The sequence below is a fragment of the Nocardia salmonicida NBRC 13393 genome (assembly GCF_001613085.1).
Classification (GTDB): domain Bacteria; phylum Actinomycetota; class Actinomycetes; order Mycobacteriales; family Mycobacteriaceae; genus Nocardia; species Nocardia salmonicida.
Genome location: NZ_BDBR01000045.1, coordinates 16730 through 31092 on the forward strand (window position 1 = coordinate 16730; position 14363 = coordinate 31092).

Sequence of the window (14363 nt, forward strand, 5' to 3'; positions counted from 1 at the left end):
TTATCTGCGGACTCACACCCCTTTGACCGCGGTTCGGTCCATGAACCCGAACAGATACCCGGCCACCCGCCGCATCTGAATCTCCTCCGCCCCCTCGGTGATCCGGTAGCGCCGATGGTGCCGATAGATGTGCTCGAACGGCTTGTGCCGCGAGTAGCCGAGACCACCGTGCACCTGCATGGCCCGGTCGGCGGCTTCACAGCACAGCCGGTTGGCCCAGTAGTTGCACATCGAAACCTGTTCGGAGGCGGCGAAAGTGCCGTAGGTGTCCATGGACCAGGCGGTCTTGTGGATGAGCGCGCGCAACATCTCGCACTGTGTGTGCAGTTCCACCAGTGGGAATTGGATGGCCTGGTTCACTGCCAGCGGCTTGCCGAAAGGCTTGCGCTCCTTGGCGTAGGCCACGGACTGGTCGATGCAGTACTGCGCCGCACCGAGACTGGAGGCCGCTTGGCGGATCCGGTTCTCGTTGAAGAAATGCTGGACGACGCCGAGTCCGAGACCCTCCTGCCCGAAGATCGCCGAACTCGGGACCCGCACCTCGGTCAGCGAGATGCGCGCGTGGTCGGTGGGCATGTTGAAGGTCCAGAGGTACTCCTCGACGCGGAAGCCGGGCGCGTCTGTCGGCACCAGGAACGCGGTGATGCCGTGTCCGTCGCCGGGTTGCCCCGCAGTGCGGGCGAAGATCAGATCGGCGTCGGCGATGTGGACTCCGGTGTTCCACGTCTTGGCCCCGTTGATGATCCAGTCGTCGCCCGCCCGGACAGCGGTGGTCGCCATGTGGGTGGCGTCGGAACCGTGATCGGGCTCGGTGATGCCGAAGGCGAAGAACTCGGTGCCCGCGGCCAGCCCGTCCACCCACTCGGCGCGCTGGGCCGGGGTGCCGTACTCGAGCATCAGCAGCAGACCCACATTGTTGGCGACGATGGCGTGCTCGTTCTGCAGGTCGCAATGCAGACCGAGCCCCCGTCCGGCCAGATGCTCGCGAATCACGGCCATCCCGAGATTGGTGCCGTCGCGCCCGCCGAACTCGCGCGGGAAGGCATAGCGGTAGTGGCCCGCGGCATCGGCACGACGACGCGCTTCGGCCAGTAATTGCTCCCACTGCGCGGTCGGCAGGCCGCCACGGTCCCAGTCGGTGCGGGCGTCCTCACGGCGGTGGTCGAAGAAACGAATGTTGTCGGCCTGCTGCTCGAGCGGGACGATCTCGGCCTCGATGAAAGCATCCAGCTCGGTCAGATATCCGGCCAGTTCTTCGGGAAGTTCGAAATCCACTGTCTCTCCTAAACTTTCGCCTCGGGGCGAATCTGCATGAGCAGGTCCCACTCGATTTCCGAAACACGACGTCCGCTGGCGGCCATGACGATGTCGCGCACACTGCCGTCTACGTGCGCGGCGGCCTGAGCGGCCAGCCCGACGCCCCAGGCCAGCGTGCCCATCACCTTCCACCAGCGGAATCTGTCGAGATCGAAGTCACCGCCCGCGGCCCGGTAGCCGCGCAGGAAGCTCGCGCGGTCGGCGAAACCGCCGAACTCCCGTTCGTCCGCACCGAAGCGCCACATTCGCAGTGCGGGCCAGGCCACGTCACGCATCGGGTCGCCGCAACGCTGAGCGCCCTCCCAATCCAGCACGGCCCGCAAACCGTCCGCGGCGACGACGATATTGCCGTTGCGCAGGTCGGTATGCAGCAGCGCGGTGCGCGGCGGCGGGCCCGGGAGCCGCTGTTCGAGCCAGCGCAGCGCCAGCGTGAACACCGGCCGGTCGCCGAGCAGCGCACGCACGTCCGCCTCGGCCACGGCGAAAAGGGCGGCGGCCGGATCGGCGCCCGCGGCGGGCACGGTGCGCGGAGCGGCGGCCGGATCGATGGCGTGCAGCCTGCCCATCGCCTCGCCCCACTCGCGGGCCACCGTCTCGGCGTTGCCCGCGGCCGCGATGAGGCGTAATACCCTGCGCGGGACGGTCTCCCCGGACACATGCTCGCTGACAACGAACGGCTCGCCCACCACGACTGGATCCGCGCAGACCGCTACCACCGCGGGCACCGCCACTCCGTTCGTGCGCGCCAGCTCGCGCACCGCCGCCTCGTCCTCGACCGACATGATCTGCACGGCGGCAGGCACGAGCGTGGCGACCAGCTTGCGGGCGCGCTCCCCCTCGACATGCGCGGTGAAGCCGACGTTGCGCCGCCGCGCGCCTGCCGAGAGGTACTCCAGCTCGTCTACTCGCACGGGCGCGGCCGAGGTCCGGGTCAGGAACTCGGCCAGACCTGCGACGATATCGGTGCTCACTCCCCCTCCCAGCTGTCGTAACCGGGTTTGGCGATCGCCAGGTCGGCGCGCACCACCTCGACAAGTGCCTGCCACAAGGCGCGCTCGTCGTCGGCCGCGCCCAGCAGTTCGTGTTCATGTCGCGTCGCCGCAGGCGCGAGATCGATCTCGCGCCGCACGATCCTGGCCAGATTCGCCCCCACCCGCGCACGGTGCCGCAGAGCGGGCGGCAAGGCCGGCAGCAGTGTGCTCTCCAGTAGTTCGGCCAGGGACTCCAGCAGCTCGGCTGCGGGTGGTTGATTCTGCACAGTGACACCTCTGGCGCTGTCGCCATCGTGAGAGACCTTCAACGAAATCAGCGTATTGACTCGAAGGGGAAGCTACGGCAGATCGCGCAACGAGACAATAAGAGAATCAAAGTCCATATATCTCACGGCTCGGCGTGTTAGAAATACCGCCAACGGCAAGGAGACGGTTGTGACACGTCCGTATCGGCTGATCATCTGGGGCCCCGGTGACATGGGCGGGCGGGCACTGCGCACGGCGCTGGAATCCCCCGATTTCGAGGTTGTCGGGGTCAAGGTGTTCAGCCCGCACAAGCACGGCAAGGACATCGGCGAACTGGTCGGGCTGGCGCCGGTGGGCATCACTGCGACCACGTCCAAGGCGGAAATCCTTGCGCTGAAAGCGGATTGCGTTGTGCACACGCCGACGACACCGTCGCTGGTGCAGGGCGCGGACGCCGATGTGCTGGACCTGCTCGAGTCCGGCAAGAACGTGGTGTCCGCGGCGTCCTATCACAATCCGGCCATGCCCACCTGGCTGTCCGAATCGCGTTCGCCGCTGGAGGTATTGCGCACTGTCGCGCAGATGCGGGTGACCGGAGGCGCCTTCGGGCCGCAGTTGCCCAAGGCGCTGTCGGCGCTGAAAGCGCTGATGCGCGTGGCGGATTCGGGCCCGCTTCGGTTCACCGGCCCGGTCTTGGAGCGTCTGGCCGCGCCGGTGGTGGACCGGGCGATCCCACGCCGGGCCACAGGCGAACGACTTCAGGCCGCCTGCCTGCGGGGCGGGGTATCGCTGCACGGCACGGGCCTGCACCCCGGACTCATGGTGGAGCAACTGCTGCTACGCCTGGCCGGGCTGCTCGACGAGGTGCGCGAGGTGAAATTCCTGGAGGTCGGCGATCTTTCGGCCGCACCGGACGGCATGTGGGGCGGTCTGGCCAGCCTCGGTTTCGGGATGCCGCTGAGCGCGGTCGACTCCGACCACGCCATCGCGCTCATGCAGCACTTCTACTTCGACGCGGTGCTCGCCAACGTCGCACACACGCTGTTCGGTGCCCGCGCCGAGGACGTTCGGGTGGAACGGCACGTCTATCCCGTGCCTGCGCGGACCCGGGTGCGGGCCGGCGGCAGTGTGATCGAGCCGGGCACGGTCGGCGCCATCCACATGAGCTATCGCGGCTACCTCGGCGACCGGTTGTTCATGACCAACGCCGAATGCTGGCACGTCGGCCCGGGCAACGCCCACCTCGGGCCGGATCATCCGCGCAGCCTCGCCGGCGGGCACGTGATCACGCTGGACGGCAGCCCCGCCCGGATCGAGATGCGCAACGAACTTGACGACGAGTCGTACGAGGGCGATTGGTCCGCGGTCACCGACATCTCGGTCAAGGCGATGCTCGACGTCATCCCGGAACTGTGCGCGGCGCCGGCCGGTGTCGCGACGCTCGATCTGAGCCCCCGATACCGTCTGGAGACAGCATGACCTCCCCGCTTCCGGTCGCGGTGCTCGGCGCCGGGCCGCTCGCCGACCGGATCGCCGCGCATCCCGATATCTCCGTCGCGCCGCCTTCCTCGGCCGCGGTGGTTATCCACCTGACGGCCGACGTCGATGCGGTAGTCGCCCAGCTCGGCGCGGGTCGCGACGTGGTGACCGCACTGCCCCTCGAAGCCCTCCCCCTGGACGAGGTGCGGGATGCCTGCCGCACCGGATCGTCCACCCTGCACGCCACCGGCGGCTTCCAGTCGGCGGTGGCGGCCCGGCTCACCCGCTCGCTCGCCGCGGCGACGCGGGAGATCACCAGCATCGAACTGATCGAGGAGCTCGAGCTACCCGACGAGGGCGTGTATCCGTGGAACACGGTGCCGGACGAGATGGTGCCCGGTTACTACTTCTCCGCTCTGCGCGTACTGGAAGACGCCGCCTTCACCGGCTCGCGCGCCGATACTCCCGAGCAGAACGGTGCGGTCTACACCCTGGGTGACCGGATCACCTACCGTTCGATCCGCACCCGAGGCACCGGCGCGGTTCCGCTGCGCTATCGCCTGGTCACCACCACCGCAGCTGGAACAGCAACGGCCACAGTCGATTTCCATCCCGCCGACGGCGTTCACCCGGCCGATCATCTGACGTCGGTGGATCTGGTGAAGGCGCTCGGTCCGGTTCACGCGAGCGAGCCCGGCATCGTCCTGCGCGATCTCGGCATCACCTATCTGGTCGCGGACGACCGGCTGCCGCGGTCCACTTAGCGCCGAAGGCGACTCAGGACAGCAGCTGCCGTACCCGGGCCGCCTCGTGGGTGAGGTGGTCGCGCTCGGGCACGGTGGTGGCGGCGTGTGCGGCCTCGGAATACAGGGTGGCGGCCTGCGCGAGGTCGCCCGCCCGTTCGAGCAGGTAGGCACGGGATGCGGTGTAGCGCGGCAGTTCTGGGTCCAGGTCGGCCAGTGCGGCCAGGCCCGCTCGGGGTCCGTCGGCCTCGCCGAGCGCGACCGCGCGGTTCAGGCGCACCACCGGGCTGTCGGTGAGAAGCAGCAGTTCGTCGTACCACTCCACGATCTGTACCCAGTCCGTTTCGGCGGTGCTCGGGGCGTCCGCGTGCAGAGCGGCGATCGCGGCTTGGGCTTGGTATTCGCCCAGCCGGTCACGGGCCAAGGCGGCCTGCAGAATGGTCACCCCTTCGGCGATAAGTCTTGTGTCCCAGTGTGTTCGGTTCTGCTCCGCGAGCGGCACCAGACGGGCGCCCTCGGTGCGTGAGGCACGGCGAGCGTGGTGCAGCAGCATCAGCGCGAGCAGTCCCGAGACCTCGGGTTCGTCGGTCGAGGCGGCGAGCTGGCGGGTGAGTCGGATGGCTTCGGCCGCCAGATCGACGTCGCCGCTGTAGCCCTCGTTGAAGACGAGGTAGAGCACGCGCAGCACGGTCGCCGGATCGCTGGGACGGTCGAGCGGTAAGCCGGTGATCCGCTTCTTCGCCCGGCTGATCCGTTGCGCCATAGTCGCTTCCGGAACCAGGTATGCCGTCGCGATCTGTCGGGTCGTCAGGCCGCCGACCGCGCGCAGGGTCAACGCGACGGCCGAGCCGGGAGACAGCGAAGGGTGCGCGCACAGGAAATACAGCCACAATGTGTCGTCCGTGGCGGGCACCGGCCCGGCCTCGGGCTCGGCATCCACCACGAATTCCCGACCCCGCCGTGATGTTTCGGCCCGTGTCGCATCGATGAACTTTCGCCATGCGACGGCGACGAGCCAGCCTTTCGCATCGCGCGGTGGATCGTCGGGCCAGGTTTCCAGCGCCCGGATCAGCGCCTCCTGTACCGCGTCCTCGGCCGCGGCGAACTCGGCCCCGCGTCGGACGAGGATCCCGATCACCGCGGGGACGAGCGCGCGCACCAGCGCTTCGTTCATTCGGTCACCGTGGGCAATTCCGCGTAGAACGGCCGCAGTTCGAGCCACTCCTGGACCGGCTTCCCGCCCGCGCCCGGCGCCGCCGACAGCTCACCGGCCAGTTCGAGGGCCCGGTCATAGGTGTCGACGTCGATGATCATCCAGCCCGCGATCAGGTCCTTGGTCTCCGCGAACGGCCCGTCGGTGACCGGCGGGCGTCCCTCGCCGTCGGAGCGGACGAAGGTGCCCTGCGTGGTCAGCGCCTGACTGTCGACGTATTCGCCGGTCGATCGCAGCCGTGCGGCGAAATCCTCCATGTATCGCACGTGCGCGGTCACTTCCTCCGGCGTCCACCGATCCATCGGCACGTCGTTCACCGAGGCGGGAGCGCCGCGGTAGTGCTTGAGCAGCAGGTACTTGGCCATGATGTTCTCCTCGATTCGTTTCGGCCCATTCTGGCCGGGACAGGTCGGTTTCAGGCGTTCTGACGTTCGGCCCGCTGCTGGATGAGTTCCTCGACAGCGGACGGCAGGGTGGTCTCGAAGTCGATGAGCTTGACCCAGGTCGGCGTGATGACGATCCGGACCATGCCCTCGTAGAGCGAATGGACCTCGGCCTCCCACACGACGCGCTGCTCGGCGGTCATCTCGTAGCTGCCGTTCATCTCCAGGTATTCCGCCGGGATGCCGTGCACCACATCCAACTCCGCCCGCCCGCGGATCAGCAGCATCTTCGGCGGGTGCACCTCGGTGTCGATCGTCAGCGCGACCGCGGGGTTGTGGCGCAGGGAAGGCAGCTTCGGTGCGTTCGTCGACGTGCAGACGACGATCTCCGCGCCGTTCCAGGCGAAACCGACCGGGACATTGCGCGGCGTGCCGTCCTTGGCGACGTAGGCCATGCGGAGCAGGTCGCGGGCCAGCAGTTCCTGGCTGTGCGGGCGGTTCAGGATCTCGGTGATCTCGTGCTGTTCCATGGCGGTCGCTCCTTCGATGTCGTCGAGGCCCGTTCGGCTGCTCGTACCCCTGGGACGGAGCCGCCCGCGCGTTCTCGACATCCCCGACGAAAGAATTTCGGAGAACTTTTTCGCCGTGAGTGAACGGCGCCACCTGCAGGAACAAACCACCGGGGGTCCATGTTGAGTCAGCAAAGCTCAACTTGGAAGGGTCGACATGACTTCAGCTCAGAACCTGCCGGTGCTGTTCCTGACCGATCCGATCGTGCTGCCGGGCATGGTCGTGCCCATCGAACTGGACGAATCCGCGCAGGCCGCCATCGACGCGGCGCAGGCCGCAAAAACCGGCTCGGTGCTGGTCGCACCGCGTCTGGACGAGGGGTACGCGTCCTACGGCGTCGTCGCCACCATCGAACAGGTCGGCCGGATGCGCGGCGGCGCGCCCGCGGCCGTGTTGAAGGCCGAGCGCAGGGCGCGGATCGGGCACGGGGTCACCGGGCCGGGCGCCGCGCTGTGGGTCGAGGCCGAACTCGTCGAGGCGGTCGAGCCCGACGAGCACACCATCGCGCTGGCCGCCGAGTACAAGAAGCTGGTAGTCGCCGTGCTCCAGCGGCGTGAGGCCTGGCAGATCATCGACATCGTCAACCAGTTGGCCGACGCCGAAGCCATCGCCGACACCGCGGGCTACGCGCCGTACCTGTCCGATGACCAGAAGCGCGAGCTGCTCGAGACCCCCGATGTCGCCGTGCGGCTGACCAAGCAGATCGACTGGATCAGAGACCACATCGCCGAGGTCGAGGTCACCGACAAGATCTCCGAAGACGTTCGCGACGGCATGGAGAAGAGCCAGCGCGAATTCCTGCTGCGCCAGCAGCTCAACGCCATCCGCAAGGAACTAGGCGAGGACGAACCCGACGGCGCCGACGACTACCGCACCCGCGTCGAGAACGCCGACCTGCCCGAGAACGTGCGCGCCGAGGCGCTGCGCGAGGTCGGCCGGTTGGAGCGCGCCAGCGACCAGAGCCCGGAATCGGGCTGGATCCGTACCTGGCTCGACACCGTGCTCGAACTGCCGTGGACGGTGAAAACCGAAGACAGCACCGATGTTTCGGCCGCCCGCGCGGTACTCGACGCCGATCACCACGGCCTCGAAGAGGTCAAGGACCGCATGGTCGAGTACCTGGCGGTGCGTTCGCGGCGGGCCGCTCGTGGTCTCGAGGTCGTCGGTGGACGTGGCTCCGGCGCGGTGCTCGTGCTGGTCGGTCCGCCCGGCGTCGGTAAGACCTCGCTGGGTGAGTCGGTCGCAAAGGCTCTCGGCCGCAAGTTCGTTCGCGTCGCCCTCGGCGGCGTGCGCGACGAAGCCGAGATCCGTGGCCACCGCCGCACCTACGTCGGCGCGCTGCCCGGCCGGATCGTGCGTGCGGTGAAGGAGGCGGGGTCGATGAATCCCGTTGTCCTGCTGGACGAGATCGACAAGGTCGGCTCCGACTTCCGTGGTGATCCGGCGGCGGCCCTGCTCGAGGTCCTCGACCCCGCGCAGAACCACACCTTCCGCGACCACTACCTGGACCTGGACCTCGACCTGTCGAATGTCCTGTTCATCGCGACGGCCAATGTCATGGACACCATCCCCGGTCCCCTGCTGGACCGCATGGAGCTCATCACCGTCGACGGTTACACCGAGGCCGACAAGGTGGCCATCGCCCGCGACTTCCTGGTCCCCCGCCAGCTGGAGCGCAATGCGCTGACCGCGCAGGAGGTGTCGATCACCGACGCGGCGTTGCGCGAGATCGCGGCGAACTACACCCGCGAGGCAGGTGTTCGTCAGATGGAGCGTTTGGTGGCAAAAGCCCTGCGCAAGGCGGCGACTCGCCTCGTCACCGGTGACGCAGCCGGTCGCGAGGACGAAGCCGCGCTCGGTTACGACCCGACGCTCGGCTACGACAATGTCATCGACCTCGAATCCGGTGCGCGGCCGGCGGGAGCGGTGACGTCGCTGGTCGTAGACATCGACAACCTGACCGACTACCTCGGCCGCCCCCGCTTCACCCCGGATTCGATGGAACGTACCTCGGTCCCCGGTGTGGCGACGGGCCTCGCGGTGACCGGTGCCGGCGGCGATGTGCTCTACATCGAGGCCAACGGCGCCGAGGGCGAACGCTCCCTCACGCTCACCGGCCAACTCGGCGATGTCATGAAGGAGTCCGCGCAGATCGCCCTCACCTACGTGCGCTCGCACCTGGAGGAAATCGGCATCGAACCCAAGGTTCTCGACCGCAATATCCACATCCACTTCCCCGCGGGCGCTGTCCCGAAGGACGGCCCGTCGGCGGGCGTCACCATGGTCACCGCCCTGGTGTCGCTGGCCCTCGGCCGCCCGGTCCGCGGCGATGTGGGGATGACCGGCGAGGTCACCCTCAACGGCAGCGTCCTGCCCATCGGCGGCGTGAAACAGAAGCTCCTCGCCGCCCAGCGAGCCGGGTTGAAGACCGTCTTCATCCCCGCCCGCAACGAACCGGACCTCGACGAGGTCCCGGCCGAGGTCCTGGCCGCACTCGACGTCCGCCCCGTCGCCGACGTGGCAGACATCCTGGCCTACGCCATCGAACCCATCGCCGAACCTGCCGCCGACGGCAAGACCTTCGCCGTCAGCGCCTGATCCGAACCGCCGACGGGCCGTGCGCAGTCATCTGCGCGCGGCCCGTTCGTCGTATCCGCAGCCCCACTAGCGGCTCACGGTCGGCGGCAGTACCGGGCCGTCGACGATGACCACTGCCAGTTGGTCGGTGTCGTAGTTGTCCTGGTCGTCGTCGAACTCGACATCGTCGTCGAATTCGACATCGTCGTCGAATTCGACGTCCTCCTCGGCGGAGGGGGCGAGGTCCTTTTCGACGCGGCGGGTGGTGCCCTGGGCGACCGCGCAGAGGATGGGTTCCTCACCCTCGGTTTCGGCGTACACGTCGCAGTGGGTGACGGCCTGGCGGCGGGTGGCGCCGAGGACGGTGGCGTGCACCCGCAGGCGTTCGCCCTGGGCGGGGCGCAGGTAGGTGATGGTGAAGCCGCCGGTGAGGACGTTGGGGCCCAGGACGGTACCCGCGGCGAAGGTGAGGGCGTTGTCGGCGGCGTAGGCGAGCACCCCGCCGTGCACGAAGCCGAACTGCTGACCGTGTTCGGGCTGGATATCGATGACGAGAGTGGCCGCGCCATCACCGAATTCGGTGAGCTCGGTGCCGACCAGACGGGCGAAAGGCTGCGCGGCGAGCACCTGGCGCGCCAGGTCGAGGTCGAGGGTGGTGGCTTCGGTCGGCATCGGGTGTTCCGTTCTTCGAGCTCAGTCGTGATCGGTTGGCGCGCTACGGATATTGCCACGCCCGGTTACGCCGGATTGTCGGTGCCATGGGGTATGACAGAACCGTGCCCCGGTGGCTCCTGCATGTCGATCTCGACCAATTCCAGGCGGCGGTGGAATTCCGGCGTCGCCCTGAGTTGCGCGGTCAGCCCGTCATCGTCGGTGGTGAGGGCGATCCAGATCAGCCCCGCAAGGTCGTGACCTGCGCTTCCTATTCCGCAAGGGCCTTCGGCGTGCGTGCTGGGATGGCGCTGAAGATGGCGCAACGCAAGTGCCCCGAGGGCGTTTTCCTGCCGGTCGACATGGCCGCCTACGAGGTGGCCTCCGAGGAGATCATGGCGACACTCGGCCAGGTGGCCGGTGCCGTCGAGGTCTGGGGCATGGACGAAGCCTTCGTCGCCACCGATGCCGATCCATGGCAGCTCGCCGCCGAAATCCGCACCGCCATCATCGAACTCGGACTCACCTGCGCGGTCGGCATCGGCGACAACAAGCTCACCGCGAAACTCGCCACCGGCTTCGCCAAATCCACCGGCAAGACCTCCGCCGAACCCGAACACGACGAGGGCGCCGCTGCGGGCATCTTCGAACTGACCGCCGCCAACTGGACCGAACTCATGGGCCACCGCCCCACCGACGCACTCTGGGGCGTCGGCGCCCGCATGGCCAAACGCATGGCCGACCTCGACATCACCACGGTCGCCGACCTCATGTCCGCCGACCGCGCCCGCCTGGCCGCCGAATTCGGCCCGAGCACCGGCCCCTACCTCTGGGTCCTCGGCCACGGCAAGGGCGACACCGAACTCTCGACGACCCCACGAATCCCGGTAGGCCGCAGCAAGTCCGAAACCTTCCCCCACGACCTCACCGAACCCGAGGAAATCCACCGCGAGGTAGCCCGCCTGGCCACCGAAGTCGCCGAGGAAATGCGCGAACACCACCGAACGAGCACCCGAGTCTCGGTCACCGTCCGCACCAAAACCTTCTACACCCGCAGCAAACAACAAAAACTCCCCACCCCCACCGACGACATCCCCACCATCGTCGACACCGCCCTCGCCATAATCGCCCGCTTCGACCTGGACCGCCCCGTCCGCCTCCTCGGCGTCCGCCTGGAACTACTTCCACCCTGACCTCGGTCACGGGCCCTCCATATCGGGGCTGCGAACTCGTATGCTCGGGCGATGGAGTTCTCAGCGATGGTTGCCCGTGAATCCGACGGTGGGATCGTGCTCGCCCGCGAAACGGTGGGGGACGACTTCCTCGGCGTCGGCGACGTGACGATCAAGGTCCATTACTCGAGCGCGAATTACAAGGATCTGCTGGCGATCACGCCGCGCGGCGGGGTGGTTCGCAACTATCCGATCGTGCCGGGCATCGACCTCACCGGCGAGGTGGTCTCCTCGGACACCGATGACTTCGCCCCCGGCGATCAGGTGATCGCGCATGGCTACGAACTGGGCGTTTCCCGCAACGGCGGCTTCGCCGAATACACCAGGGTGCCTGCCGAGTGGGTGGTGAAGCTCGATGGCCTCGACACCCGTGACGCCGCCACCATCGGCACCGCGGGCTTCACCGCCGCCATGAGCGTGCAGGCCCTGCTCGACCACGGACTCACTCCCGACGACGGCGCCGTCCTGGTCACCGGCGCGACCGGCGGTGTAGGCACCGTCGCCATCGACATCCTCTCCGGCCTCGGCTTCGAGGTCATCGCCTCCACCGGCAAGACCGACGCGAGCGACCTGCTCGCCGAACTCGGCGCCAACGAGGTGATCGGCCGACTCCCCCTCGACCCCGACGCCAAGCCGCGCCCGCTCAACAAGGCCAACTGGGCGTCGGCGGTCGACAGCGTCGGCGGCGCCTCGCTCGCCCACGTTCTCAGCGCCATCGGCTACGGCGGCGCGGTCGCGGCGAGCGGTCTCACCGGCGGCGCCGAACTTCCCACCACCGTGCTCCCCTTCATCCTGCGCGGTGTCAGCCTGCTCGGCATCGACTCGGTCCAGTTGCCGATCGAGAAGCGCCGCGCCCTGTGGGCCGCGCTGGGCAAACAGCTTCGCCCGCAGCACCTTTCGACGATCGAGTCCTTCACTCCGATCACCGGAGTGGGTACCGTCCTGCAGTCGATCAAGGACGGTACCCACTCCGGCCGCACCGTGATCGGCGTAGCCAACGAGTTCTGAGATTTCGGACCAGCCGCGCGCTCAGACGACGGCCGGGGCCACCGGGTCGTCGGCGAACTGGGTTCGGTAGAGCTCGGCGTAGCGGCCGTCGGCGTTGAGCAGGGTGGCGTGGGTGCCTCGTTCGACGATGCGGCCGTCTTCGAGGACCAGGATCTGGTCGGCGGCGCGGATCGTGGAGAGACGGTGCGCGATGACCAGGGCGGTGCGGCCGATCAGGGCCTCGGTGAGAGCCTCCTGAACGGCTGCTTCGGAGGTGGAGTCGAGGGAGGCGGTCGCCTCGTCGAGGATCACCACCCGTGGTTGCTTGAGGAGCAGGCGGGCGATGGTGAGGCGTTGGCGTTCGCCGCCGGAGAGGCGGTAGCCACGCTCGCCGACCACGGTGTCCAGACCGTCGGACAGTGAGTCGACCAGGTCGCGCAGGCGGGCGCGATCGAGGGCGTCCCACAGCTGTTCCTCGGTGGCTTCCGGCCGGGCGAGTAGGAGGTTCGCGCGGATGGTGTCGTGGAAGAGGTGGCCGTCCTGGGTGACCAGGCCGACGGTGCGCTGGATGGATTCGGTGGTCAGATCGCGCACGTCGGAGCCGTTGAGCCGGACCGCGCCGGAGTCGACATCGTAGAGACGTGAAACCAGCTGGGCGATCGTGGATTTGCCCGCGCCGGAGGAGCCGACCAAGGCGATGAGCTGGCCGGGTTCGGCGCGCAGCGACACCTCGTGCAGCACCTCGACGCCGCCACGGCTGTCCAAGGTCGCGACGTCTTCCAGTGAAGCGAGCGAGACCTTGTCGGCCGACGGGTAACCGAAGTTCACCGCGTCCAGTTCCACCGCGACCGGGCCGTCGGGCACCGGGGTGGCGTGCGGGGCGTCCTCGATCAGCGGCTTCAGATCGAGCACCTCGAAGACGCGCTCGAAACTCACCAGCGCCGACATGATCTCCAGGCGAGCGCTGGCCAGCGCGGTGAGCGGGGTGTAGAGGCGGGTGAGCAGCAGCGAGAGTGCGACGACCGAGCCCGCGTCGAGGCTGCCCGTCAGCGCGTACCAGCCGCCGAGGCCGTAGACCAGGGCGAGCGCGAGCGCGGAGACCAGCGTGAGCGAGGTGACGAAGGTGGTCTGCAGCATGGCGGTGCGCACACCGATGTCGCGCACCCGGGTGGCGCGCTCCGCGAACTCCGACGACTCCTGGTTCGGCCTGCCGAACAGCTTCACCAGGGTGGCGCCGGGTGCGGAGAAACGCTCGGTCATCTGGGTGCTCATGGCGGCGTTGAGCTGGGCGGCTTCACGCTGCATGCCGGCGAGCTTGTCGCCGGCGCGCCGGGCCGGGATGACGAAGACGGGCAGCAGCACGAGCGCGAGCAGGGTGATCTGCCAGGAGATGCTGAGCATGACGGCGAGGGTGAGCACCAGGGTGACCAGGTTGGTGACGACGCCGGAGAGGGTGTCACTGAAGGCCCGCTGCGCGCCGATCACATCGCTGTTCAGCCGGCTCACCAGCGCGCCGGTACGGGTCCGGGTGAAGAACGCGACCGGCATCTTCTGCACGTGATCGAACACCGCGGTACGCAGATCCAGGATCAGACCCTCGCCGATCCGGGCCGACAGCCAGCGGATAGCGATACCGAGCCCAGCGTCGAGGATCGCCAACCCCGCGATAGCGAGCGCCAGCAGCACCACCGTTCGTGGCGCCGAACCGTCGACGATCCCGTTGACAACGTGGCCCGCCAGCACCGGGGTAGCCACCCCGAGCACCGCGGCCACCACGCTGAGCAGCAGGAACCCGCCGATCCGCCGCCGATGATGCTCAGCGAACCGCACGATCCGCCGCGCCGTCACCATGCTGAACGGGCGCTTTTCCTCCGGCGCGTTCACGCGTCGGTACATCTGGCTGTAGGCCACTGATTCGATACTCACTGCCACTCTCCTCGAGGCTCCCCACCCATTGAACTCCTGCCCTCTGA

The 14363-nt window shown here is 68.1% G+C and carries 12 protein-coding genes and 1 pseudogene; 5 read left to right on the forward strand and 8 right to left on the reverse strand.

Annotated elements, in window-relative coordinates:
• Nucleotides 1-12: 12 nt before the first annotated feature.
• The 3 genes from NS1_RS31695 to NS1_RS31705 are packed head-to-tail and all read right to left on the reverse strand — an operon-like array spanning nucleotide 13 to nucleotide 2575.
• Nucleotides 13-1275: an acyl-CoA dehydrogenase family protein gene (locus NS1_RS31695; RefSeq protein ID WP_062990475.1), complete on the reverse strand. Its 1263-nt coding sequence runs from the start codon at nucleotides 1273-1275 to the stop codon at nucleotides 13-15.
• An 8-nt stretch (nucleotides 1276-1283) separates the two neighbouring features.
• Nucleotides 1284-2288 carry a phosphotransferase gene (locus NS1_RS31700; RefSeq protein ID WP_062990477.1) on the reverse strand — a complete coding sequence of 335 codons (1005 nt, stop codon included), beginning with the start codon at nucleotides 2286-2288 and terminating at the stop codon, nucleotides 1284-1286.
• Nucleotides 2285-2575, reverse strand: coding sequence for a DUF6285 domain-containing protein (locus tag NS1_RS31705; protein ID WP_062990552.1), 291 nt, complete (start codon nucleotides 2573-2575; stop codon nucleotides 2285-2287). Before NS1_RS31705 ends, NS1_RS31700 begins: the two co-directional genes overlap by 4 nt.
• 169 nt (nucleotides 2576-2744) lie before the next feature.
• Between NS1_RS31705 and NS1_RS31710 the strand changes: the two genes are divergently transcribed.
• Nucleotides 2745-4034 (forward strand): hypothetical protein, encoded by a 1290-nt coding sequence (locus NS1_RS31710; RefSeq protein ID WP_157125500.1) that lies wholly within the window; start codon nucleotides 2745-2747, stop codon nucleotides 4032-4034.
• Nucleotides 4031-4798: a hypothetical protein gene (locus NS1_RS31715; RefSeq protein WP_062990481.1), complete on the forward strand. Its 768-nt coding sequence runs from the start codon at nucleotides 4031-4033 to the stop codon at nucleotides 4796-4798. The genes NS1_RS31710 and NS1_RS31715 overlap by 4 nt, the downstream gene beginning before the upstream one ends.
• Before the next feature lie 13 nt (nucleotides 4799-4811).
• Here the strand turns inward: NS1_RS31715 and NS1_RS31720 are convergent, their stop codons facing one another.
• Genes NS1_RS31720 through NS1_RS31730 form a run of 3 tightly spaced genes read right to left on the reverse strand, consistent with a single transcriptional unit; the run spans nucleotide 4812 to nucleotide 6903 of the window.
• On the reverse strand, nucleotides 4812-5951 hold the full coding sequence (locus tag NS1_RS31720) for an RNA polymerase sigma factor (protein WP_056824074.1): 1140 nt from the start codon (nucleotides 5949-5951) through the stop codon (nucleotides 4812-4814).
• On the reverse strand, nucleotides 5948-6355 hold the full coding sequence (locus NS1_RS31725) for a YciI family protein (protein ID WP_056824071.1): 408 nt from the start codon (nucleotides 6353-6355) through the stop codon (nucleotides 5948-5950). Before NS1_RS31725 ends, NS1_RS31720 begins: the two co-directional genes overlap by 4 nt.
• A gap of 50 nt (nucleotides 6356-6405) precedes the next feature.
• Nucleotides 6406-6903 carry a pyridoxamine 5'-phosphate oxidase family protein gene (locus NS1_RS31730; protein ID WP_056824069.1) on the reverse strand — a complete coding sequence of 166 codons (498 nt, stop codon included), beginning with the start codon at nucleotides 6901-6903 and terminating at the stop codon, nucleotides 6406-6408.
• 196 nt (nucleotides 6904-7099) lie between these two features.
• Here NS1_RS31730 and lon point away from each other — a divergent pair, with 196 nt between their 5' ends.
• Nucleotides 7100-9541 carry an endopeptidase La gene (lon, locus tag NS1_RS31735; protein ID WP_062990482.1) on the forward strand — a complete coding sequence of 814 codons (2442 nt, stop codon included), beginning with the start codon at nucleotides 7100-7102 and terminating at the stop codon, nucleotides 9539-9541.
• 243 nt (nucleotides 9542-9784) lie between these two features.
• Here the strand turns inward: lon and NS1_RS31740 are convergent.
• Nucleotides 9785-10192 (reverse strand): annotated as a pseudogene (locus NS1_RS31740) (PaaI family thioesterase); the annotation flags it as partial.
• A 104-nt stretch (nucleotides 10193-10296) separates the two neighbouring features.
• Here NS1_RS31740 and NS1_RS31745 point away from each other — a divergent pair.
• Nucleotides 10297-11364 carry a DNA polymerase IV gene (locus NS1_RS31745; protein ID WP_062990553.1) on the forward strand — a complete coding sequence of 356 codons (1068 nt, stop codon included), beginning with the start codon at nucleotides 10297-10299 and terminating at the stop codon, nucleotides 11362-11364.
• 51 nt (nucleotides 11365-11415) lie between these two features.
• Nucleotides 11416-12411 (forward strand): acrylyl-CoA reductase family protein, encoded by a 996-nt coding sequence (locus NS1_RS31750; RefSeq protein ID WP_062990485.1) that lies wholly within the window; start codon nucleotides 11416-11418, stop codon nucleotides 12409-12411.
• A 21-nt stretch (nucleotides 12412-12432) separates the two neighbouring features.
• Here the strand turns inward: NS1_RS31750 and NS1_RS31755 are convergent, their stop codons facing one another.
• Complete coding sequence (locus NS1_RS31755; protein ID WP_056824029.1) at nucleotides 12433-14316, reverse strand: ABC transporter ATP-binding protein; 1884 nt, start codon at nucleotides 14314-14316, stop codon at nucleotides 12433-12435.
• Nucleotides 14317-14363 lie beyond the last annotated feature (47 nt).